General features: G+C 67.0%; 18 protein-coding genes and 1 pseudogene. 6 read left to right on the forward strand and 13 right to left on the reverse strand.

Annotated features, from left to right (window positions below; translation table 11 throughout):
- The first annotated feature begins 304 nt into the window (after window positions 1–304).
- Window positions 305–1,060 carry an O-methyltransferase gene (locus tag N8I87_RS42400; RefSeq protein WP_263217106.1) on the forward strand — a complete coding sequence of 252 codons (756 nt, stop codon included), beginning with the start codon at window positions 305–307 and terminating at the stop codon, window positions 1,058–1,060.
- A gap of 289 nt (window positions 1,061–1,349) precedes the next feature.
- Here N8I87_RS42400 and N8I87_RS42405 read toward each other — a convergent pair whose 3' ends face one another.
- Both N8I87_RS42405 and N8I87_RS42410 read right to left on the reverse strand, forming a co-directional pair.
- Window positions 1,350–2,108 (reverse strand): glycosyltransferase family 4 protein, encoded by a 759-nt coding sequence (locus N8I87_RS42405; protein WP_263217107.1) that lies wholly within the window; start codon window positions 2,106–2,108, stop codon window positions 1,350–1,352.
- 587 nt (window positions 2,109–2,695) lie between these two features.
- Window positions 2,696–2,884, reverse strand: a pseudogene (locus N8I87_RS42410) (GDP-mannose 4,6-dehydratase); the annotation flags it as partial.
- Between the two features lie 473 nt (window positions 2,885–3,357).
- On the opposite strand from N8I87_RS42410, the gene N8I87_RS42415 reads away from it, so the two are divergent.
- On the forward strand, window positions 3,358–4,200 hold the full coding sequence (locus tag N8I87_RS42415) for an O-fucosyltransferase family protein (protein WP_263217108.1): 843 nt from the start codon (window positions 3,358–3,360) through the stop codon (window positions 4,198–4,200).
- Window positions 4,201–4,222: 22 nt separating this feature from the next.
- On the opposite strand, the gene N8I87_RS42420 is transcribed toward N8I87_RS42415, so the two are convergent.
- Genes N8I87_RS42420 through N8I87_RS42430 form a run of 3 tightly spaced genes read right to left on the reverse strand, consistent with a single transcriptional unit; the run spans window position 4,223 to window position 7,537 of the window.
- Window positions 4,223–4,993 carry a glycosyltransferase gene (locus tag N8I87_RS42420; protein ID WP_263217109.1) on the reverse strand — a complete coding sequence of 257 codons (771 nt, stop codon included), beginning with the start codon at window positions 4,991–4,993 and terminating at the stop codon, window positions 4,223–4,225.
- A gap of 17 nt (window positions 4,994–5,010) precedes the next feature.
- The gene (locus N8I87_RS42425) at window positions 5,011–6,330 is read right to left on the reverse strand and encodes a hypothetical protein (RefSeq protein ID WP_263217110.1); all 1,320 of its coding nucleotides are present in this window, start codon (window positions 6,328–6,330) and stop codon (window positions 5,011–5,013) included.
- Window positions 6,323–7,537 (reverse strand): MATE family efflux transporter, encoded by a 1,215-nt coding sequence (locus N8I87_RS42430; protein WP_263217111.1) that lies wholly within the window; start codon window positions 7,535–7,537, stop codon window positions 6,323–6,325. The genes N8I87_RS42425 and N8I87_RS42430 overlap by 8 nt, the downstream gene beginning before the upstream one ends.
- Window positions 7,538–8,148: 611 nt before the next feature.
- Between N8I87_RS42430 and N8I87_RS42435 the strand changes: the two genes are divergently transcribed.
- Window positions 8,149–8,898, forward strand: coding sequence for a hypothetical protein (locus N8I87_RS42435; RefSeq protein WP_263217112.1), 750 nt, complete (start codon window positions 8,149–8,151; stop codon window positions 8,896–8,898).
- A 193-nt stretch (window positions 8,899–9,091) separates the two neighbouring features.
- On the forward strand, window positions 9,092–10,018 hold the full coding sequence (locus N8I87_RS42440; protein ID WP_263217113.1) for a glycosyltransferase: 927 nt from the start codon (window positions 9,092–9,094) through the stop codon (window positions 10,016–10,018).
- Here the strand turns inward: N8I87_RS42440 and N8I87_RS42445 are convergent.
- The 8 genes from N8I87_RS42445 to wecB all read right to left on the reverse strand — a co-directional run bounded on the left by N8I87_RS42445 (window position 10,002) and on the right by wecB (window position 18,768).
- Window positions 10,002–10,973 (reverse strand): GDP-L-fucose synthase family protein, encoded by a 972-nt coding sequence (locus N8I87_RS42445; RefSeq protein ID WP_263217114.1) that lies wholly within the window; start codon window positions 10,971–10,973, stop codon window positions 10,002–10,004. The genes N8I87_RS42440 and N8I87_RS42445 overlap by 17 nt on opposite strands.
- 40 nt (window positions 10,974–11,013) lie before the next feature.
- Window positions 11,014–12,177, reverse strand: a complete 1,164-nt coding sequence (locus N8I87_RS42450) for a DegT/DnrJ/EryC1/StrS family aminotransferase (protein WP_263217115.1) — start codon at window positions 12,175–12,177, stop codon at window positions 11,014–11,016.
- A gap of 55 nt (window positions 12,178–12,232) precedes the next feature.
- Entirely contained in the window at window positions 12,233–13,273 is a 1,041-nt protein-coding gene (gmd, locus tag N8I87_RS42455) for a GDP-mannose 4,6-dehydratase (RefSeq protein ID WP_263217116.1), read from the reverse strand.
- Between the two features lie 147 nt (window positions 13,274–13,420).
- Window positions 13,421–14,548 carry a glycosyltransferase family 4 protein gene (locus N8I87_RS42460; RefSeq protein WP_263217117.1) on the reverse strand — a complete coding sequence of 376 codons (1,128 nt, stop codon included), beginning with the start codon at window positions 14,546–14,548 and terminating at the stop codon, window positions 13,421–13,423.
- Window positions 14,549–14,722: 174 nt separating this feature from the next.
- The gene (locus N8I87_RS42465) at window positions 14,723–15,727 is read right to left on the reverse strand and encodes a BtrH N-terminal domain-containing protein (protein ID WP_263217118.1); all 1,005 of its coding nucleotides are present in this window, start codon (window positions 15,725–15,727) and stop codon (window positions 14,723–14,725) included.
- Entirely contained in the window at window positions 15,715–16,530 is an 816-nt protein-coding gene (locus tag N8I87_RS42470) for a MerR family transcriptional regulator (protein WP_263217119.1), read from the reverse strand. The genes N8I87_RS42465 and N8I87_RS42470 overlap by 13 nt, the downstream gene beginning before the upstream one ends.
- A gap of 86 nt (window positions 16,531–16,616) precedes the next feature.
- Window positions 16,617–17,486, reverse strand: a complete 870-nt coding sequence (locus tag N8I87_RS42475) for a class I SAM-dependent methyltransferase (RefSeq protein WP_263217120.1) — start codon at window positions 17,484–17,486, stop codon at window positions 16,617–16,619.
- Between the two features lie 37 nt (window positions 17,487–17,523).
- Window positions 17,524–18,768: a non-hydrolyzing UDP-N-acetylglucosamine 2-epimerase gene (wecB, locus tag N8I87_RS42480; protein WP_263217121.1), complete on the reverse strand. Its 1,245-nt coding sequence runs from the start codon at window positions 18,766–18,768 to the stop codon at window positions 17,524–17,526.
- Between the two features lie 370 nt (window positions 18,769–19,138).
- On the opposite strand from wecB, the gene N8I87_RS42485 reads away from it, so the two are divergent.
- Together N8I87_RS42485 and wecC are read left to right on the forward strand one after the other, a co-directional pair.
- Complete coding sequence (locus tag N8I87_RS42485; RefSeq protein ID WP_263217123.1) at window positions 19,139–19,891, forward strand: WecB/TagA/CpsF family glycosyltransferase; 753 nt, start codon at window positions 19,139–19,141, stop codon at window positions 19,889–19,891.
- A 42-nt stretch (window positions 19,892–19,933) separates the two neighbouring features.
- Window positions 19,934–21,175, forward strand: a complete 1,242-nt coding sequence (wecC, locus tag N8I87_RS42490) for a UDP-N-acetyl-D-mannosamine dehydrogenase (protein ID WP_263217124.1) — start codon at window positions 19,934–19,936, stop codon at window positions 21,173–21,175.
- Window positions 21,176–21,232: the final 57 nt, after the last annotated feature.

The raw sequence follows: 21,232 nt of genomic DNA on the forward strand, positions 1-21,232 counted from the left end.
GACACTCCGTCGAAGTGCTCCGCCCCTCACGGAGTGGTCTGAGCCGAAGCAAGCGGACTGGGCACGGGCGGTTGAGCGGATGCGGCAACCGGTCCTCTTCGACGGCCGCAACCTGCTGGACCCGAGCCGTTCCCGGCGCTGTCTGCAATCGCGACCGCCGAAGAATCGAGGCTGACGTTGCGTCAGTTGGGTGAAGTAACGTGTCGACACACTGAACTCAGCACTTGGCAGGTGTGGATAGGCAATAGCCTAAAGTAAATGCCTCGTCGATGGGAGTAGCCAAATGTTGCAGCCTCCGGCAAGCATGAGTGGCGACCCGATCAGCGGGCCTCCTCAAGGCATGCCCAATCTACTTCGGCGATCGGCACAGGGGCTTATTGTCACAGCAAAGCCCTGGATTTATGGACGGTATCCCTCCGCCCTCAATGGGCAGCGCTTCCGTCAAAGGTTGTTCCGTTCCCTGATCCGCGCGTTTGATCCTGAAGCCATCTTCGAATCTGGTACCTACGGTGGGGCTTCAACGCATTTTCTCTGGACTCTTTCCGGTCGCCCGATCTGGACCGTCGAGAAAAATCGCGGCTGGGCGTACTGCGCGAAGAGGCGATTCCGCACCATTCCAGAAATTCGGGTTCTTTCGGGTGATTCTCGAGCTGCGCTGAGATCTCTAAGAGATTCCAACGATTTCCCTGCCTCGCGTGCTCTCTTCTATCTCGACGCTCACTGGGAAGCGGATCTTCCTCTGCGGGAGGAGGTCGATATGATCACCAGCCGGTGGGCGGACTCGATCATTGTCATCGACGACTTCAAGGTTCCCGACGACAGCGGCTACGGGTTTGACGCATACGGCGATGACGAGCTGTCGATGGATTATCTGGGCAGTAAGGCCATCGGTCGCTATGAGGCATTTTGGCCGAACTGCCCTTCGGGCAAGGAAAGTGGTGCCCGACGCGGCTGCGTGATCCTAGTGGCCCCGAGCGTCAGATCCGAGGTGCAGGGACTACCTGAGCTGCGACGCATTGAGGGGTCCCGGGTGAACACCTCGCGCCCTTTGCCGGTGTAGGACCTCCAGATCCTCCCGGCACTGGCCGCATGCGTCTGTCAAGCGGCGGGAGCGGCCGGTGGTGCGAGTTCGAAGCACCGTTCGTCACTGCCGGCATTGCTGCTGGTGGGTTTCCCCGCACCACCTCCCGAACCCGGCGGGACCGTTACCGAGTACCGGGCTCGCCCCAAGTCCCGCCGGATTGCCTCGGTGGCCGGTCGGCGGGACCGTGCAGCAGTGCTGGTTCGCCTGGCGGTCGCGATCGTGCTGGGGGCGGCGAACCAGTCGGAGGCCGTGCCGCGCCTCGCAGTCAGCCGCCTGAAATGATGGGAGGGCGCGTCTCCAACAACCCCGCCACACCTTCGGTGAATCGGGCGCTCATTGCTTCCACTGTGTATCTGTCGGTATCCGACGCGCAGGCATCCTTGAGGCGAGCCATCAGCCTGGGGGTGGACAGGGTGTGGACCACCGCTTTCGCATACTCCTCCGGACCACCCTCAACCGTCATGGAGTTGCGACCATGCTCCAAGTACTCGAATTCCGGGCTGTGATAGGGCCAGGCGGTCGTCACCAAAGGGGTGCCCAGTGCGAACGAATCAACCGCGCAGAGCCCAACCAGCCCAGGCATGAGCATGAGCTGTGATGCGGCCCCCAGCAGCGCACGCCGCTCGTCGTGGACGGGGCCCACGTACACCACTCCCTCTCCGCGCTCGGCCGCGGCCTCGATCAATGACCGGCAAGCGCCGTCACCCGCAACGAGAAGCTTGAAATCGGGCATCCGCTTGACGATGTGAGTAACCGCTTCCAAGAGAAATGGGAGCCGCTTGGTGGTATGAAGGCGCCCGAGGTAGAGCCCGGTACGCCCGGGTACCAACCCATGCCGGGAGGAGAACTCGGCAACCTGCTCATCCGTGACCTGCTTGCGGGCCTCTGCCAGGGCCGTGGTGTCCGTGGAATTCTGTACCACGGTGATGCGGTCGCGCGGAAATCCCTGTGCAGCCACGTGGTCGGCGCCACCCGCTGTATAGGCGAAGAACCAGTTCGCCTGCCGGGTCAGGGTACGCTTCACTGTCCGTAGCAGAGGGCCTGCATGCTTGTCGTAAGTCCGGCCGTGGCCCCACATTCCCAGCGCAGGGCCAGATCTGCCCCGTGCCTCCCGCCACATCGCCCTGGCCACCAAGGGGAACGTCTCCAGGTTGTGGAGATCCTGCGGCACGATCACCGCGTCCGACCGACGGGGAAGATCTCCGAGCCGTTTCACACGGACCGGAAACCCGCCGATCCGCCAGGAGTGCTGGACCAATCGAACAGCGCACTCCAACTCAGCGCTTCCCCGATCGCGGCCCTCAGCCGCCTCCGGAGGTGGTGCACTGTGTGCGACAATCAGCTCCGCTCCCAGTTGCCTGTGGAGATCTGCTGCGAGGCGACGGAAAAACGGCACTCGGTAGTGCGCAACATACGGCTGCACAATGGTGATTCTCCGCTGATGCACATCACACCTCTTCCGTGGGACGGCACGCCGTCTCGAACCTGCGGGCGGGAGAGGGCACGGCGGGCCCTGCGGGCCCGCCCCTCCCCAGGAGCGCCTCGAGTTCCGCATCAATCATGAGACCGGCCAACTCGGGTGTGCGCACGGTCGGTTGCCCCGGTCGTCCTGTAATGCAGGAAAAGCCGCATCTCCGGATCGTGCAGATCACGGTCGAGGTGGTTGATTCGACTGGTGTTGATCGTCGAGGCCCGGCGGACAATACCATGCACTGTGTAGCCCTTGGCCAGGAGCAATTCGGCGAGACAGGAACCGTCCTGGCCCGTGATACCGGTAATGAGCGCCGTCTTCTCCGACACGAACACTCCTCACTGGTAGAGCTGGCGAAGGGACTCGAGAGGCAGGCTGCCCCTTCTGGTACGCATCAGGGGCATTGAGGACACTGGAGGAAATCCACTCCCGCGTCCAGTACCGCCGTTCCCGCGTGTTCTCAAGGAGTCAGTCGAATGGACCAAGACACGTGTGGTGCCCAGCGGAAGCACCCATGTCGCGGGCTAGAGTGAGCCGTTCCCACGTCCGAATAGGAGCGCCGATGACGCAGCTGCTTCCCCCATCACTCCGAATTTGCATGCCGGAGCGCATGGGATGGCGAGGCGGGGGTCTGGGGAACGAGATCTTCCCTTGGGCGAAAGCATATCTCGCAAGTCGCGAGCTGGGCTTCCGGCACTTCCGACCTGCTTGGGGTCTCAACTCCAGAGGCTACTGGCGGGACTTCGGCACATCTCGCCTGGACTGGGTCGGCTACCTGGCCCTACGGGCGGCCATGCCGGTCATGACGGTCACCGACGAGATGATCCAGTCCACCGGGGAAACCGATTACGGAACCGCCGTGCGTGTGCTCGACGGTGAGTACAAATGGTCTCAACGGCGCTCGCTCATCCTGCTTCACAAAGGAATGGCAGGAGGTCATCTCGGCATTGAGCGGGCTCGCAATTATCTTCGGAATGAACTGCTGGGGCACCTTCCTGAACAGGACTGTGCCTGGAGTCCTGATGCCCGCGCACGCCAACTCCGCGTCGCGGTCCACATCCGGCTGGGTGACTTCGCCCCCGATGCCGTCGGACCGCGGATCGGCGCCTGCAACCGTCGAATCCCCTGGCACTGGTACCAGGACGTGCTCGGCACTCTGCAGCGACGTTTCGGGGACATGCTTCACATCGACATCGTGAGCGACGAACCCGAGCTGGTGGCCCGTTCGTTGCCGAAGTGGAGCCTCTGCGCCACCCGTTCGCGGAGCATGTTCGAGGACCTCTCGCTCATGACGTCCGCCGATCTGCTGGTCTGCTCGGTGTCGACGTTCTCCATGCTGGCGGCTTTCCTGTCCGACGCTCCCTATCTCTGGTATCGGCCATATATGCTGGAATACGGCGATCTCCTCAGCCTCCGGCCCCCCATGCCGGAGCGGCAGTCGGGGCCGACCGGCGCCGATGGCGGGCAAGAGGAAGCCGGCGGCGGCGTGGCGTTCACCCGGGGAGTGCCCATGGACGTGGGCAGCGAGCTCCCGGTCTGGTTGGTGGACTTCCTCCAGTCGAAGGCAGCTCTCAGCAGGCGCAGCGCAGACCTGATCCGCTACGGGTTCGTGCCCGGCTGTACTCCTGTCCGTGCTGGGCAGTGAGCATGGTCGCCGTACTGTCGGTTCACCCCGTTGTGAGCGGCTGGCTGACGACTTTGGCCGTGACGCGGACCAAGAAGGCGGCCGTCGGCCGCCACAGCCCCCTCGACCGGCGCAGCCAGGCCGGCATCTGACGGCTGAGAGCGAGGTCCATTTCCCGGCGGGACTCCGCTCGTCTTTGGACCGTCAGTGAACCCGGGTGCGATCGGGCTTCACCGAGGACCGTGGCGACGTACCGCAGTGAACCTTGCCGGGCCAGCCTACGATGCAGATCGACGTCGAACGCCAGCGAAAGGCTGCCGTCCAGTCCTCCGACGGCCTCCACGGCGGAGCGCCGGTACAGGCAGCCGGGCTGAAGCACCATGTTGTGCCCCAGATACAACCACCACGAGCCCACCCGCCCCGGCCGTACCCACCTGATGGCCTTTCCGTCGATGTCGATGTAGCGGACCTGGCCGTAGGCCATGGCTGCTTCGGGGTGGCGTTCGAGAGTACGCAGCGCCAGGGCGACCGACCCGGACGGCAGGCGGTCGTCGTCGCCGAGCCAGCCCAGTACGTCCACGCTGTCGCCGAAGTGCCTCCATCCGGTCATCACGGCATCGACGATTCCGGACCCGTCCTGTGCGAGTACGGGCACGTCCGCGGGTACGCATCGCGTCACCTCTTCCACCGCGACGGGAGTCGACACCACGACGAGGCGCACTGCGGAGCAGGTCTGGGCCATGAGCGACCGCAGACATACCGTGAGGAGCTCGGGACGATCACCGAGCGTGGGCACCACGATACCGACCTGCATGGGAAAGCCTTTCTGGTTCACCGACGTTGAGGGGACACCACGGCAGCGGACTGCGACCACGCATGGCGATAGAGCACGGCGGCCGCCGTGGCGGTGCCGAGATACAGTCCTTCGAGCCTGGGCCAGGGCGAGAACAGGATGTCCCAGCCGAGTTGCGCACACAGGAACGTGAACAGCAGGGCGTACGGTTTGGCGCCCCGTTTGACGGCGAGGCCCAGCGCGAGGAAGACCATAGCCAGGGGGAACACGATCCCGGGGAGGACTCCGGCGCCCGTCTCAGCCCAGAGCTGGAAGAGGACCGAGTGCAGATACAGGCCGTTGCCGAAGTAGAAGTTCTCCCGCAGCTGGTTGAAGTCGCCGTCCTCGGCTCGTAGTTTCTCCATGAACGCGCTGCGGGTGCGGTAGTCCACGGCGGGCTTGAAGCCCTGGCCGATCAGCGGTGAGTCTTCCACGATCACGTAGGACGCCGCGATCTCCGGCCGCGCGCCCACCAGAACGCCGCCTTCCCCACCGCTCTGCCGCTCCCATCGCTTCTGCTGCTCCACCCCCAGGCTCCCGCTGGAAGCGAGGTGCCCGTAGGCGGCCCCGACAGCCGTGAACAGACACACCAGGGCTGCGGCGACCAGGAGGATCCTCTTCCGGTCGGGCGTGCGGACACGACGTCCGACCAGCATCGCCACCGCTCCCGCCAGGCTGACGACCAGGAACTCCGAGCGAAATCCCTGGAGGATGTTGACCAGGGCGAGCGAGAGGATGAGGACACAGGCGGTTGCGTGCTTTTCCCGGCTGACCAGACGGAAAGAGATGAGGACGACCGCCAGACCGACGACGGGACCGTAGCCGTACTTCCACGGGTCCGTGCTGGGATGGCGGTGGAGGAAGAGGGCGATGTTCGCCAGGAGCCCGATGGTGAACGTCACCACGTAGACGCGGACGACGGCGGGTTTGTGCTGCAGCACCCACATGGCACCGCAGAAGCTCAACAACACGGCGACGGGACGGGACAGGGCCAGCAGCGTCTGGTGAAGCGAGTCGCCGGCGGCGTATTCGGCCACGGCGGCGGCCAGCAGCCACAGGCACAGCAGGCCGATGTACCACCGCGCCGCCTTCACCCGCCACACGGCGGCGAGGCACACGGGCACGATCAGCAGGGTGAGCGCATGGCCGAGCGTCAGGCCGGTCTGCGAGAACGGGCTCCAGGCGCACCCCAGACCCAGTACCGCCGCCGGCAGGGCGCCGCCCGGGGTACGCGGCCGGTCGACCGCAGGTGCGAGCAAAGCCTTTGCCGGGGCCGCTGATGCCGCCGGTGGAGCCGGTGCCGTCTGAGTGTCAGCCATGGGACATGGACCGCCTGAAGTTGGGGAGGAAGAGGCACGTCAGAACCGCGACGGCCGATGCGATGACCGGCCCGGCGGCGCCGAGGTGCCGCGCCAGGAGAATCGACAGGGCAAGGTTCACCGCGGCCATGACGACGGATGTCTTGGCCTGGAACTTCAGCCCTTGGGCGTCGGTCAGCCACATGCCTGTCGGGTACGCCGCGGATTGGATCAGCAGCAGGACCGCGAACGCAGCCATGAGACCGGTTTCGACCTCGACCTGACCGCGGAACATCCATGAGGCGAACCCGGGGCCGAACAGGATCAGGCCGGTGCCCAGAAGGGCACCCCCCATGGCGAAATACACCGTCAGCCGGGCAATGTCCCGGGGGCCGGGGCCAACGCACGTGCCACGTTGCCGGGCGAAGACGGTCCACAGAGGCAGGCCGGTCGCGCTGGCCAGGGCGAGTGTGGGAGCGAACAGTCGCGCGCCGGCCGAGTACGCGGCGACCGCGGACGGATCGGCGACGTGGACGAGGACCACCCGGTCGGTGGCGAAGGCCACCGCCAGAGCGACGTTGATGACGGCCATGGGGCCTGCGAGGTGCCAGATGCGCCTGGCGGCATGCCGCGGGTTGAGACTGCCCAGAATCCAGCCCAGCACCGGCAGTGCGAGGATCCGCCCCGCCCACAGCAAAGAGACGACGCCGATGAGGCACTGTGTGGCGAGAGGCGCCGTGATGAACGCGACGGGGGGTGCGTGGACCGCTTGCGCCAGCAGGATGAGCCCCAGCGTGAGCAGGCTGCCCAGCATTTGAAAAAGCAGAGAGGCATGGGACCGATTCAGCGCAATGAGAATCGAGTTCCCCAGATTCAGTGGCAGGCTGCATCCAGACAGGATGAAGGCGACGGCGACGGCGAACTCGACCGACTGCTGCGCTGCGGAATTGAGCAGGGTTCCCCAAGCACCCATACAGGCCGGAACGACACCCACGAAGGAACTCACAATTCCCATGCAGGTCAGTACCCGCGCGCTGGTGATGACGGTGCTGCGCAACGCGGCGTCATTGGCGCCGCGCCTATTCCCCATCGCGTCCACGATGGCTGCGCCGGTACCGAGGTCATTGAGGGGCAACAGCATGGGAAGGGTGGTGACGAGCGCAACGAAGGCGAACCCGGACGGGCCCACAGCGTCCACAACAGCCCGTGTCCCGACCAGCGTCGTCATGGCCGCGACGGGAAGACTCACCGCCTTGACGCCCAATGCCCGCCCGGCAGACCGCAGATGGGGGCCCAGGCCAGCACCACGGGCGCCGGGGACGTCACTCGGGTCCGATGACGGCTGCGCAGGACGGGGTGGGGGTTTCGCGGGCGGGAACGGTTGGACGGCTACTTCCTTGACACCTCCGCGTGGGGTTCTCTCACCGGTCACGACACGAACGGCTTTACAGAACGGTGAGTGCCAAGATCCACGTGCGGACTTCCCTTCAAAGTGAAGTGCCTGAGCATGCTACGACAGTGCCTGTGACAATCGAGGTACATTCGCAGCTGGGCGCAGAAAATGAACCACGGGTACATGCTCGGTCAGCTTCGTAATGAGGAACCCACGAGTGCCCACCGCCACCGACTCTCGTCATATTCTTCGAAGCGGCTTCGAGTTGCTGCGACCCCCGGTCAGAAAAGCATCCCGCGCACCATGCAGTGCGGCATCTCGTCGAGCAATTCATCAGACAAGGCGCCGTTGCGCAACCGATCACAAAACCCCCGCTGTTCGGCAAGGCTCTGGCCAAGGCCCGCATTCCCCTTCCGCGCAGCCGTCGGGGGCCGATCGTCGTCCCCATGATGGGAGCCCTGTTCGACCAGCTCTACGAGGCCGCCCTCGCCGGAAGCGTCGTGCCCTACTGCTGGGACGTGTTTGAACCCGGATGGGAGCTGTGGGTAGCAGGGTTACGGCCGCTGCGTCCCCCGGCCGTCTTCGTCACCGCCCAACAGGCGGCACGTGTCCTCGAGGAGTCCCTGCCCGACTCCACGGTGATCCACCTCCCCGAGGCAACGCGCATCTCCCGGCACGACGCCGGATTGCGCCTTGCGGACAGAACGGTCGGTGTCCTGGAGCTCGGCCGACGCCACCGAACATGGCACGACGCCATCACACGGCCCGTCCAGATGCACTCACCGCTTCCCCACCTGTACGAGCCGGAACCGGGCCAACTGGTGTACCCGGACGAACACGCCTTGCGGCGCGGACTGTCGAACGCGGTGATCTCCGTCTGCTTCCCCTCTTCGCTGACCCACCCCCAGCGCTCCGGCCGGGTGGAGACGATGACACAGCGCTACCTGGAGAGCATGGCTTCAGGCTGTCTCCTGCTCGGGCATGCTCCCGCGGAGCTGGTGGACCTCATGGGGTTCAACCCGGTGATCGAGGTCGACTGGGACGACCCTGCCCGCCAGGTGCTGGACATCCTCGCCTCACCGGACAGGTTCCAGCCCGTCGCCGACAGGGCGCTCAGCCGGCTTCAGGAGGTCGGAGACCTGAGCACACGCGTGACGGCGGCACTGACGAACATGCGTGGCCTCGGGCTCATTTGACGACCGGATACCGGCGACGGCGCCAGGGGTTGCGCCTGCGGGCGAGGAGCCCGAAGGCGTTCCTAGGCTCGTTGGGTGACATTCCCCGGGTCCGGCACGACGGACCGCAGTTGCCCGCGGCGGTATCACTAAGCTCGGCGGCACCTCCCGCGCAGCACCCAATTCTTTTCCGCTCTGACAGGCAGCCACTTCGATGCCCAGCACGCTGAAGAGCATTCTCATCGCCGTACCGACGACAGGGGCCCGATCGGTACGGCCCCTGCTCCATGAGCTTGTCCAACAGGCCCGCGCTCTGGAGAGCGACGGCACACATACGGTGTCGGTGGTGCTCCTGGACAACTCGACGACCGGCTCGGCGTCCGCTCGTGCGGCTGCCGACGCCTGCGGCATCGAGTGCATGAGGGTGGCGAGGAAGGGGTTCGCCCAGGTCCGCAACGCGGCGTTGGACACCGCCCGCACCTACGCCGCGCTGGTGTTCATCGACGACGACGAGCAGCCGGTTCCCGGCTGGCTGCACGCCCTCGTCGCCACTGCCGAGGCCGACGACGCCGATGTCGTCATCGGTCCCGTCGCGGTGCGTCTGCCGCCCGGGGCGCCGCGTTGGCTGGACGAGGGACGGCTGATCCGCGAGGTGCGGACGCAGCAGGACGGCCCCCTGCAGGGATTCGGCCAGTCCGGCAACACACTTGTGCGCATGTCGGTGGTCCACCGTACGCAACTGCGCTTCGACTCCGCCTTCGACGAGACCGGCGGCGAGGACGCGGTGTTCTTCAACGAGCTCGTCCGGCAAGGGGCGCGGCTGTTCTTCACCCGTGCCGCCATGGTGTGGGAAACACCCGACCCGGAAAGGCTGACGCCCACCGGAGTGGTGCGCCGTGCCTATCGCGCGGGACGTACCTCCGTCGTCGTCGAGGCCGCGATCGAAGACCTCTCGGCGCCGCGTCGCGCCGTCCGCAGGGCGGGCAAGGGCGCGCGGGGCCTGTGCCGGGTCCTGTCGGGTACGGTCACGGCCCGCCCCGTGTCCTGCATGCGGGGCCTGCAGGACATCGCCTTCGTGGGCGGCTGGGCGCTGGCCCTGGTCACCTCGGCCGGGCGACGCGCGGTCACCGGTCGGCAGTGACGGTACGGCGCTCCAGCGACGCCGTGCCCGCATACCGGTCCAGGTACCAGTCGTAGGTGCGTGTGAGCCCTTCGGCGAGCCCGGTGCGGTGGCGCCACCCGGCCGCGTGCAGCCGGCTGACGTCCAGCAGTTTCCTCGGCATGCCTTCGGGCTTGGTGGCGTCGAAGCGCAGCGATCCCTCGTAGCCGACCACGTCGCGGACGAGTTCGGCCAACTCGCGGATCGAGACGTCCTCGCCCGTTCCCACGTTCAGGAACTGGCGCTGCGTATAGCTGCCCAGGAGCCAGACGACGGCGTCGGCCAGGTCGTCCACGTACAGGAACTCGCGTCGCGTCGCCCCCGTCCCCCAGATCACGACCTCGGGCCGGCCCGTCGCCTTGGCCTGGTGGACCCGGTGCAGGAGCGAGGGGATCACATGGGAGGTCTCGGGATCGAAGTTGTCGTTCTGGCCGTAGATGTTCGACGGCATGCAGGAGATGAAGTTCATGCCGTACTGGGCGTGGATGTACTCGCACAGCTTCATTCCGGCGATCTTCGCGTAGGCGTAGGCCTCGTTGGTGGGTTCCGGCTTTCCCTCCATGAGGTGCTCCTCCCGCATGGGCTGCGCGCACATACGGGGGTAGATGCAGGAACTGCCGAGGAAGAGGAACGTCTCCACGGCTGCTTCTTTGGCCGCCCAGATCAGGTTGTTCTGGATCTGGAGGTTCTCGTACAGGAACTCGGCCGGATGGTTGATGTTCGCCTGGATGCCGCCGACCCGGGCCGCACTGTCGATGACGTACCGGGGCCGCTCACTCACCATGAAGGCGCGTACGGCGCGTTGGTCGGTGAGGTCGAGCTCGCCGCGTGTGACGAGGAGCAGGTTCTCATGCCCGCCGGCTCTCAAGTGCCGTACGATCGCCGCGCCCACCATCCCGGTGTGGCCGGCGACATAGATCTTCGCGTGCCGGTCCATGTGCGGCCGCCCTTCTCCCGATGGTTTCCGTCCGTGCCGGTCAGCCGCGCAGCAGCTCGCGCAGGGTGGCCAGTTCATCGTCGGTCAGCTCGGGGTTGTTGCCGAAGTAGAAGCCGGCTGTGTGCACGAGACGCGCATGGGGCCGTCCGGCGTCGTCCTTGACGTACTTGCGGTAGAACGGCTGTTGCGTGACGTCCCCCGCGATGACCGGGCGGATCTCCACGTCGGCGGCTTCGAACGCGGCACGGTACTTCTCCGCCAGCTGCGGTGTGCGGCACACGACGGGCATCGCGAAGTTGGAGACACAGTCCATGTGGCTCACGTCCAGCTGATGGAAGTCGTCGTTGCCGGTCATCGCCGCGTGGAAGAGAGCGAAGTTGGACGCGCGGCGCTGAACGATCTCGTCCCAGTAGCGGATCTGCTGATTGCCGATGAAGCCGTTGATCTCGGTCGGCCGGACGTTGTAGGCGAGGTCGTAGAACGTGTACTTGGCGTAGAAGTCGTCCACACCCGCCTCGGCCCGCAGCGCGGCCCGTGCCGTGGCGGGCAGGCTGCGGTCCCAACCGTGCGCCCGCGCGACCAGCAGCTGGTGGTACAGCTCCTCGTCGTCGGTGCACACCATCCCGCCCTCGATGGTGGACAGGTGGTGGCCGACGAAGAACGAGAAGGTCGATGCCGCCCCGAAGTTGCCGAGCAGTGTGCCGTGCATGCGCGAGCCCAGCGCCTCGCAGTTGTCCTCGAGCAGGAGGACTCCGCGCTCCTCGCACCTCGACCTGAGCGCCACGAGGTCGTCGCAGAACCCCAGGACGTTCGTCAGCCACAACGCCTTGCACTGTGAGATGTGGGCTTCGAACGTCTCGGGCGACACGTTCAGGGTGTCCAGTTCGCAGTCCAACGCCACCGGTTCCAGGCCGAGTTGGATCAGGGGCATGACGTTCGTCGGCCAGGTCAGGGCGGAGAAGCCGACCCGGTCGCCGCGTCGCAGCGTGCCCTGATTCAGCAGTGCCTGGATGAGGAGCAGATTGGCCGCGCTTCCGTTCGCGACGAACACCGCGTGCGCCCGCTCCTGCTTCGCGGCGAAGGCCGTCTCGAATGCCGCGCACTGTTCGGTCATGCTGAACACGTCATGACTGAGGACGAAGTCGGCCAGGGCTCGCTTGGTGTCCGCCTCGCGGTGGAAGCTGGACTTGATCAGCTTGATCATGAGGACAACCTTCGGAAGAAAAAGGGGAGTTGCCGTTCATCGCCGCGCGAACCGGTCAGCGCGGGGCCAGCGTGTGCGCCGGTGCGGGCACAGCGGGCACCGCTGCCCCGTCCGAGCCGAGGAGTTGCCGGAGCTCCGCGTCGGTCATCAACCCGGCGAGTTCCGGGGTGAGCACGGTCGGCTGCCAGCCAAGGACCCGGGCCGCCTTCGACGCGTCCCCCACCAGGTCGTCGACCTCGGCCGGGCGCAGGTATCGCTCGTCGAAGCGCACATGGTCACGCCAGTCGAGGCCGACGTGGGCGAAGCAGTGCTCGACGAAGTCCTGCACGCTGTAACTGGTGCCGGTGGCGACGACATAGTCGTCCGGTTCGTCCTGCTGCAGCATCCGCCACATGGCATCGACGTACTCCGCGGCATACCCCCAGTCGCGGCGCGCCTCCAGATTGCCGAGGTAAAGGGTGTCCTGCAGGCCCGCCTTGATACGGGCCGCCGCCATGGCCACCTTGCGGGTGACGAACGTCGGCCCGCGGCGGGGTGATTCGTGGTTGAAGAGGATGCCGTTGACCGCGTAGAGCCCGTATGCCTCACGGTAGTTGCGCGTGATCCAGTACGCGTAGACCTTGGCCACTCCGTAGGGAGAACGCGGGTGGAACTCCGTCCGCTCGTGCTGCGGCGGAGGCGAGGCGCCGAACATCTCCGAACTCGACGCCTGGTAGAAACGGCAGGGCAGGCCGGTGGTGCGGATGCCCTCCAGAAGCCGTGTGGTGCCCAACGCCGTGGTGTCCGCGGTGAACAAGGGCTCGTCGAAGGACACGCGCACATGCGACTGCGCGGCCAAGTTGTACACCTCGTCGGGCTGTACGCGCTCCAGGAGGCCGGCCACCCTGCTGGCATCGGTCAGATCACCGTAGTGGAGGAACAACCGGGTGTCCGCGTCATGAGGATCCTGGTACAGGTGCTCGATACGGCCCGTGGTGAATGTGGAGGCACGCCGGACGATGCCGTGGACGGTGTATCCCTTTGCCACGAGCAACTCGGCAAGGTAGGAACCGTCTTGGCCGGTGATTCCGGTGATGAGCGCCGTTCTGGCTGTCACACGCGACTCCTATGCCGATGCCGACGGAAATGGGCTGTCCATAACACGCCGGTTCCTTGTTCCTTCGACCACAGCGTAGAAAGAATTCCGGGAATCACTCATGGTCGTGGCCGCTTGACCCCCCATACGGCGCACAACGGCCGTCGGTCAACGGCATTGGCCGGCTACGCGTCGTAGGAGGTCCGCGTATCTGGCCGCGACTGCCGAGGGCGAGTAGACGTCTCTGAGCTTTTCCGCATCCGCTTCGTCGGGACGCGCGATGTCGGGTTTGTCGAGTGCGGCTTCGACTGCCTCGGCCAACTCACCGACGGAGCAAGGGTCGTTGACGTAGACCGGGTGGTCGGCTCCGATCTCGGGAATCGCTCCGCAGCGGGTGGTGACGGTGGGAACCCGCAGGCCGAGGGCTTCGACGATGGGCAGACCGAAGCCTTCGAACAGGGAGGGGAACACGAAGACGCTCGCGGAGCGGTAGAGGGCGCCGAGGACGGCGTCGGGGACGAAGCCCGTGAAACGGATGCCGGGGCGTGCCTCTTTGGACTCGACGGCGGGAGCACGGAAATGGCCGCTGAGCTGATCGAGGCGCTGGCCGACGAGTACGAGATCCACTTCGCGTCGCTTTGCGATCAACTCGTATGCGGCGATCAGTGTTTTGAGGTTCTTGTGCCGGTATTGTGCGGCGACCGCGAGCAGGAATGGTCTCCTGGGCACGAGACGGGGCGGCAGTTCTTCCGGTGCCGCCGCGATGAGGCGGTCGAAGGAAACCGCGTTCGGAATGACTTCGACCTTGCCGTCGATGGTCGAGCCGTGCAACCGGTAGAGGTCCTTCGCGGTGAACTGTGAGATGGCGACGATCGCCTGTGCGCGACGCGCGGTCATGGCATGGGCCCGGCTCAGCCATGCTCGTTTCACCGCGGGGACGTTCTCGGGAAAGTACAGGTACTGAAGGTCATGAACGACCGTCACCGACGGCGCGCGCAGCCCGAAGGGTGTGACGTAGTTGAGGTGAAGCCATGCGGACGGCTGACGCATCAGGGAGAGCGCGACCGGCTCGTACACCATGCGGTTCACCGGGGCGATGTCGCGTAGTGTGCGTTCACGGACCGGGGCGAGCGGCTCTCGGGTGACAAGCGGCTCGCGGTCGTAGACGACCCAACGCTCATGTGCGGCGGCCTCGGAACGCAACCCCTGAAGAAGGTTGACGGTTGCCTGCTCGGAGCCACCCACCCGGCCGTGTCGGACAAAGCATGCGTTCACACCGAATTCGAGTCTCTTCATGGTTGTGCTCCCGAATTGCGCCAGGCCGGTCATAGGGGCAGGACCACGGCGCACTGTACGGAGGGCGGCTCACCGGCATATGGGCCTTCTCCCAGGCAGCGGACCAGACGGACCAAGATCTCCATACGGCCGGGTGAAACACGCTTCTGGCCTGCGCATGCCGCGAAGTCTCCGCTACGAGGGCAGGATTTCACCGTTCAGTCGGCTCAGCGCCTGCATGGCCTCGCGCTCGATGCGGGAGAGGTCGCACAGGACGGTACCCGCCCGTTCGAGGCACTGCTCATCTCCTGCTTCACCGGCCTTTGTGATCAGTGCCGCGGCTTCCGTCCAGAGGACGGCCGCCTCCGCGTACAGCTTGTGACCGGTGCGCAGGTGGCCGCTGTCGAGCAGTTGGCCGCATTCGGCGAGGAAGTCGCGGTAGAGGTTGCGGAACAGGGCGCCGCCGGTACCGGCCTTCTCCATCATGAGGGCGGCGTGCGGCAGGTCCCGTTGCGGGTTGTCGGTGCGCTGGAGCCAGGTGCGTACCCGCTCCCCCGCCTTCTCGATGCCGCGGTGGCCCAGGTTGGCGATCGGCGGGTTGAGGAAGGCGTCGGCGCAGGCGGTGACGGCGGGAATGATCCGGTCCCGTAGCAAGGGGAGTTCCGCCGGAGCGGTGAGGGTGAAGGACCGGTTCCTGGCGGTCATCGGACCGCGCGCGGCCCTGGCCTCGGCGAGGCCGGCCAGGCTGGTGGACACCGCTCCGCCCTGCTGCTCGGTGTCCACCAGGTGGGCGTCGCGGTCGTCGTAGCCGTACATGGCGACGACATGACCGCCGAAGTGCACCTTCGACGTGAAGTAGTCCAGGTAGTAGCTGTCGAGCTGCAGTCCGACGGGGTGGCCCGCGCCGATGGGAGCCGCCACGTTCTCCCATGCTCTGCGGGGCGAAATGGTCTCCTGGACCAGGAGCCCCAGGTCGAGCCCGCTTGCCAGGTTTCTGGTGAGGTCGAACGGCTTGACCCGTCCGCCCAGGAAGGGAAAGCCCAGGTTCCTGCTGTCCCAGTAGATGAAGGACAGACCCGAGCCGAGGCCGAAGAGCATGGGCTCGGACAGATCGAGTCCTTGGTGCCGCAGCAGCACCCCCAGAGCCGACGTCTCGCAGTGCTGCGTACCGCGGGCGTCGATGTCTGTCAGCGTGGGCATGCCTTGTCCTCCTGGACGGGGATGATCAGCCGGGTCATGAGTTCTTCCTCCGGTGCCTCTGCCGGTCCGACGAGATAGGCCTCGCGTACGGGCGCCTGCGGGCGCAGTCCGCGCTCGTGGACGGCGGCGAAGAGTGCGTTGTAGGCCACGCGCAGTTGGCCGTAGGGCCCGATGTGCACGGTCTCGGCGACGAGTCCGCCGGGCAGCGTCTCCAACTCCAGGCCCGGTGTTCCCTGTCCCGGCGGCATCTGCGTTCCGACGGCGATCCGGATCCGCTCGTCCAGGTCCAGCGGGTACAGCCCCCACAACGGCGGTTCCCACGCGATGCCCGCCTTGCCGAGCGCGGGCAGCAGCCGTCCCACGCATTCCTCGACCTTCGCCCCGATCTCCGCGGGGGTGCAGACCGCTCGCACCACTGCCAGCCGTCGCTCCGGCTCCCTGCTCAGCGTCACCTCGTAGCCGGGCAGACCGCCCTCGGCCAGCCGCTCCAGCATCTCCATTCGGGCCCGGTCCCTGCTGATCCGTTCGGCCAGCCGGTCCCGTTCGGCGCGCAGGATCCGTGCCCGGTGCTCGGGTTCGGCGGCCAGCGCCTGGGCGATCACCGCCAGGGGGAGGTCCATCTCGCGGAGCAGGGCGATGGTCAGGGCGTCGCGGGCCTGTTCAGGCGCGTAGTAGCGGTAGCCGGAGCCGGCGTCCACGCGGGCCGGAGCCAGCAGCCCCGTCTCGTCGTAGTGCCGTAGTTGCTTGACGCTGAGCCGGCACAGGCGGGCGAAGCGCCCGATGGTGAGAAGTTCGACTTGCACGCCATCATGCTGGACCGTCCCACGGTGGGAGAGTCCAGCACTGTGCCCATGGCTCGCAAGTCGCCTTGGTCACGACGGGTTTCTGGTCAGCGGGCGTGCGGTGTCATGCGGACCCACAGGTGCCATCCCAGTGCCTTCCCGCTGCCGAGGCCGTGCACGGGCAGTGGCGGGGCGTGCAGGAAGTGCTTCTCGGCGTGGCGGACGTCGAAGTCCGGGAAGTCCCGGCGGACCCGGCGCACGTCGTAGACCTGTGAGTACGGGTTGTGCGGCCCGTCGGTGTTGCTGTGGAGAAAGGTCCGCAGGCGCAGATACCGCGCGAGCCCGAGCCTGCGCGCGTTGTCCAGGTGGGCGCCGATGAGCCCCTTGGGACGGGGCAGGCCGACCAGCCGTGCCACGGGGTGCGCCGCAAGGAGGACCATGCGCCGCAACAGCCCGATGGAGACGAGGTAGTTGAGGGACCAGCGGGCGTACAGCATGACCACCAGTTCCCCGCCGGGCTTCAGGACGCGATGGATCTCCTGCTGGGCCCGGTGGATGTCGGGGACGTGGTGGAGCACCCCGTGGCTGAAGACCACGTCGAAGGACCGGTCGGGGAACGGCAGGTCCAGAACGCTGGCCCGGTGCAGTCCCTCGTACGGCAGTTCGCGCAGGGCGAGGCGGGTGCCGGTTCTTCCGACCGCCGTCTCGGTCAGATCGACTCCCGTCCACCGTGCGCCCCGGCGGATCAGCTGTTCGGCCTCGGAGCCCTGTCCGAGCCCGATCTCCAGAAGTCGCCGGCCGGAGACGCCCAGCCTGTCCAGACATCCCGGGATGTGGGGTTCGAGCCGGTACTTGGCGGCGTCGTAGCGCGAGAAGAACTCTTCGTAGTCCTGCCGCTCGTCACCGCCCGGTGCCCCGAAGATGTTGTCTCCGCACGGGTGGTCGGACCAGAACTCCTTGATGTCCGGCTCAATCACAGATTCTCCTGCCGTCCTTTTCGCATGCGCATACGGGTCACTGGGTGCCGTCGGCCGGCTGCCTGCCGCTCGTCGGCGTCGTCGAGGGGTGTGGCCGCCACTGGGTCGGCAGGTCCTCCGCGGCCAGGGCGGCCGTGGTCCCGGTGAAGTCCGCCGGGCTGTCGCACAGGCCGAACCAGTGGCCGAGGGCCTTGAGGGTGCGGTCCGCCGCGAGGCCGTCGCCGTACGGGTTCACGGCCTGGGCCATCTTCGTGTAGGCCGTGGGGTCCTGGAGCAGCCGGGTCACCTCGGTGACGATGCGCTCGGTGTCGGTGCCGACGAGGGCCACGGTGCCCGCGGCCACCCCTTCGGGGCGTTCGGTGGTCTCGCGCATCACGAGGACCGGCTTGCCGAGGCTCGGTCCCTCCTCCTGGACGCCGCCGCTGTCGGTGAGGATGAGGTGCGAGCGGTTCATCAGATGGGCGAAGCCCTGGTAGTCCAGCGGTTCGACGACCCTGACGTTGTCCAGTCCTTCGACCTTGGGCGCGATGGCGGCCCGTACGGCGGGGTTGCGGTGGATGGGGAAGACCACCAGCAGGTCGGGGTGGGCCGCGGCCAGCCGGGCAAGGGCGTCGCCGATGGACCGCATGCCCCTGCCCCAGGACTCACGGCGGTGTGCCGTGACCAGGAGGACGCGTCGGGGGTCCGTCTCCAGGTGGCGCAGGATGGGGTCACAGAGCCGGCCGGCCGTGCGGTCCAGGGTGGTGAGCAGGGCGTCGATGACCGTGTTGCCGGTGACCACGACCGACCGTTGGTCGACGCCCTCGCGCAGCAGGTTGTGCCGTGCGCCGCCCGTCGGCGCCAGGTGCAGGTCGGCCAGCCGGGTGGTGAGGCGGCGGTTCATCTCCTCGGGATAGGGCGAGTACGTGCTGCGCGTCCGCAGACCCGCCTCCAGGTGGACGACGGGGATCTTCTGGTAGAAGGCGGCCAGCGCCCCGGCGAGCGTGGTGGTGGTGTCCCCCTGGACCAGCACCGCGTCCGGCTGCTCCTTGTCGAGCACGGGCTGAAGCCGTTTTAGCGTGCGGGTGGTGATGTCGGTCAGGGTCTGTCCGGCGCTGAGGACGTCCAGGTCGTGGTCGGGTTCGATGCCGAAGAGCCGGTTCACCTGGTCGAGCATGGACCGGTGCTGCCCGGTGACGGCGACCAGCGGCTCGAAGTGGGCCGATGCGCGCAGTGCTGCGACGACGGGAGCCATCTTGATCGCCTCGGGGCGGGTGCCGTAGACGGCCATGATCCGCTTCATGTCTCGCCTCCGGCTCGGGGGTCGCCGCACTGGTGCATGCGCATCTGGCTATCGCGCGGTGCGGCGGGCGCCGTGCAGGCAGGCACGTCCGGTCGGCCGGCCGGATGCAGGAAATCGCCCTTTCAGGTCGTCCTGACTTTTCCCCGCGTGGTCTTTGCCCTGGGTGTTCCTTGCCCTGTGTGGTCTTTTCTCTGCGTAATGGCTGCCCGGCGCGAAATGCACGTGGCCCATTCGAGTTGCGATGTCGGCGGGTTGCGCATATTGCGGTCGTCCGGGCTCGAACGGCACTTAGCGTGACGGACACGTCCACTGTCAGGCGGAGGTTATGGGGCCAGACAATGTTCTTGCACCGATGGACCGGCCGGGCCGTGTGAGCGAGACAGCTCCGGTTCCCCTGTGCGGGCTTCCGGTGCACGCGCTCACCCTGGCGGAAAGTGTCGCCGCGGCCGAGAAGTTGATCGCCGACGGGCGACCTCACCAACATGTCTCGGTGAATGCGGCGAAGGTCGTCAGGGCGCGGCGGGATCCCGAATTGGCGCGCATCATCCGTTCCTGCTCGCTCGTCAACGCCGACGGTCAGGCCGTCGTGTGGGCGGGCCGGGTGCTCGGGCAGCCGCTTCCCGAACGGGTCACCGGCATCGATCTCATGCTGGCGCTGTGGGACCGCGCGGCACGTGAACGCTACCGGGTCTTCCTGCTCGGCGCCGAGCCCGCGGTGGTGCGCCAGGTCGCGGCCATCGCCACGCGCCGCGGAGTGGACGTGGTCGGATACCGCGACGGCTACTGGTCGCGCGAGCAGGAGCCGGAGGTGGTCGCCACCGTCCGCGAAGCCCGCCCCGACCTCCTCTTCCTCGCGGTGCCTACGCCGCGCAAGGAGTACTTCCTCGCCGGGCATCTGAACGACCTGAACTGCGGTCTGGCGGTGGGCGTCGGCGGGTCCTTCGACGTGGTGGCCGGGCTCAGGGCGCGTGCGCCCCGCTGGATGCGCGGCGCCGGCCTGGAGTGGGCCTTCCGGCTGCTGCAGGAGCCCCGGCGGCTGTTCGCCCGCTATCTCGTGGGCAACACCGCGTTCGTCCTGCTGGTCCTGCGCGAGGCCCTGGCGCGACGCCGGCCACGCGGATAGTGCCGCCCGAGACGAAGTGTCGTACCCCTGAAAGGAACGCGCGTGTTCAGCACTGTCTCCGTCGTCGGGCTCGGATACATCGGGCTGCCCACCGCTGCCGCACTGGCCACCAAGGGAGTGGACGTCGTCGGTGTGGACGTCAACCGGGCCACGGTCGACCTGATCAACGCCGGGCAGGCGCCCTTCGTGGAACCGGACCTGGCCGTCGCGGTGAGCGGTGCGGTGGCGATGGGACGACTGCGCGCGGCCACCGGGACCGAACCCGCCGACGCGTTCATCATCGCCGTACCCACTCCCGTGGGCGAGGACCGCGAACCGGATCTGTCCCATGTGCGGGACGCGGCGGCCTCGGTGGCCGATGTGCTCAGGCCCGGCGCGCTGGTGGTGCTGGAGTCGACGTCGCCGCCGGGTACGACGCTGCGGCTCTCGCAGTGGCTGGCCGAGCGGCGGCCGGACCTGACCTTCCCGCACACGGCGGGCGCGGCCGCGGACGTGCATGTCGCGCACTGCCCCGAGCGTGTCCTGCCGGGCCGGATCATGATCGAGATCGTCACCAACGACCGGCTGATCGGCGGGGTGAGCGAATGCTGCGGCGCGCGGGCGAAGAAGCTGTACGAGCTGTTCACCAAGGGGCAGTGCCATGTCACGGACGCCACCACCGCCGAGATGGCCAAGCTGAGCGAGAACGCGTTCCGTGACGTCAACATCGCCTTCGCCAACGAGCTTTCGATGATCTGCGACAAGACGGGCATCGACACCGGCGAGGTGATCGCGCTCGCCAACCGGCACCCGAGGGTGAACATCCTGCAGCCGGGGCCGGGGGTCGGGGGGCACTGCATCGCCGTCGATCCGTGGTTCATCGTCAGCGCGGCCGGTGAGCAGGCGCGGCTGATCAGGACCGCCCGGCAGGTCAACGACGCCAAGCCCGCACATGTGATCGCGGAGGTGTCGAGGACCGCCGCGCGTTTCAAGGACCCGGTGATCGCGTGCCTGGGACTGTCGTTCAAGGCCAACGTGGACGATCTGCGGGAGAGTCCCGCGCTGCGCATCACGGCGGAACTCGCCCGGCAGCAAGTGGGCCGTCTGCTGGTGGTCGAGCCGCACATCACCGAACTGCCGTCCGTGCTCGCGGACACCGGGCAGGCGAAGCTCGTGGACCTCGAGGCGGCCCTGTACGAGTCGGACCTGATCGTCCTGCTCGTCGACCACGACGCCTTCCGCGGGGTCAAGCGGACGATGCTGCGCGGGAAGGTCGTCTTCGACACGCGCGGTCTCTGGCGCTGACGTCGACCGGGGAACTCCCATTTCACCTGCTACCGCTCCCTGAAGTCTTCCGAAAGG

The sequence above is a fragment of the Streptomyces sp. HUAS 15-9 genome, assembly GCF_025642155.1.
Lineage (GTDB): Bacteria > Actinomycetota > Actinomycetes > Streptomycetales > Streptomycetaceae > Streptomyces.

Coding starts and splice junctions, on each gene's coding strand:
- N8I87_RS42400 (WP_263217106.1), top strand. CDS start 305: ATGAGTGGCGACCCGATCAGCGGGCCTCCTCAAGGCATGCCCAATCTA.
- N8I87_RS42415 (WP_263217108.1), top strand. CDS start 3,358: ATGACGGTCACCGACGAGATGATCCAGTCCACCGGGGAAACCGATTAC.
- N8I87_RS42420 (WP_263217109.1), bottom strand. CDS start 4,993: ATGCAGGTCGGTATCGTGGTGCCCACGCTCGGTGATCGTCCCGAGCTC.
- N8I87_RS42425 (WP_263217110.1), bottom strand. CDS start 6,330: ATGGCTGACACTCAGACGGCACCGGCTCCACCGGCGGCATCAGCGGCC.
- N8I87_RS42430 (WP_263217111.1), bottom strand. CDS start 7,537: ATGACGACGCTGGTCGGGACACGGGCTGTTGTGGACGCTGTGGGCCCG.
- N8I87_RS42435 (WP_263217112.1), top strand. CDS start 8,149: ATGATGGGAGCCCTGTTCGACCAGCTCTACGAGGCCGCCCTCGCCGGA.
- N8I87_RS42440 (WP_263217113.1), top strand. CDS start 9,092: ATGCCCAGCACGCTGAAGAGCATTCTCATCGCCGTACCGACGACAGGG.
- N8I87_RS42445 (WP_263217114.1), bottom strand. CDS start 10,973: ATGGACCGGCACGCGAAGATCTATGTCGCCGGCCACACCGGGATGGTG.
- N8I87_RS42450 (WP_263217115.1), bottom strand. CDS start 12,177: ATGATCAAGCTGATCAAGTCCAGCTTCCACCGCGAGGCGGACACCAAG.
- N8I87_RS42460 (WP_263217117.1), bottom strand. CDS start 14,548: ATGAAGAGACTCGAATTCGGTGTGAACGCATGCTTTGTCCGACACGGC.
- N8I87_RS42465 (WP_263217118.1), bottom strand. CDS start 15,727: ATGCCCACGCTGACAGACATCGACGCCCGCGGTACGCAGCACTGCGAG.
- wecB (WP_263217121.1), bottom strand. CDS start 18,768: ATGAAGCGGATCATGGCCGTCTACGGCACCCGCCCCGAGGCGATCAAG.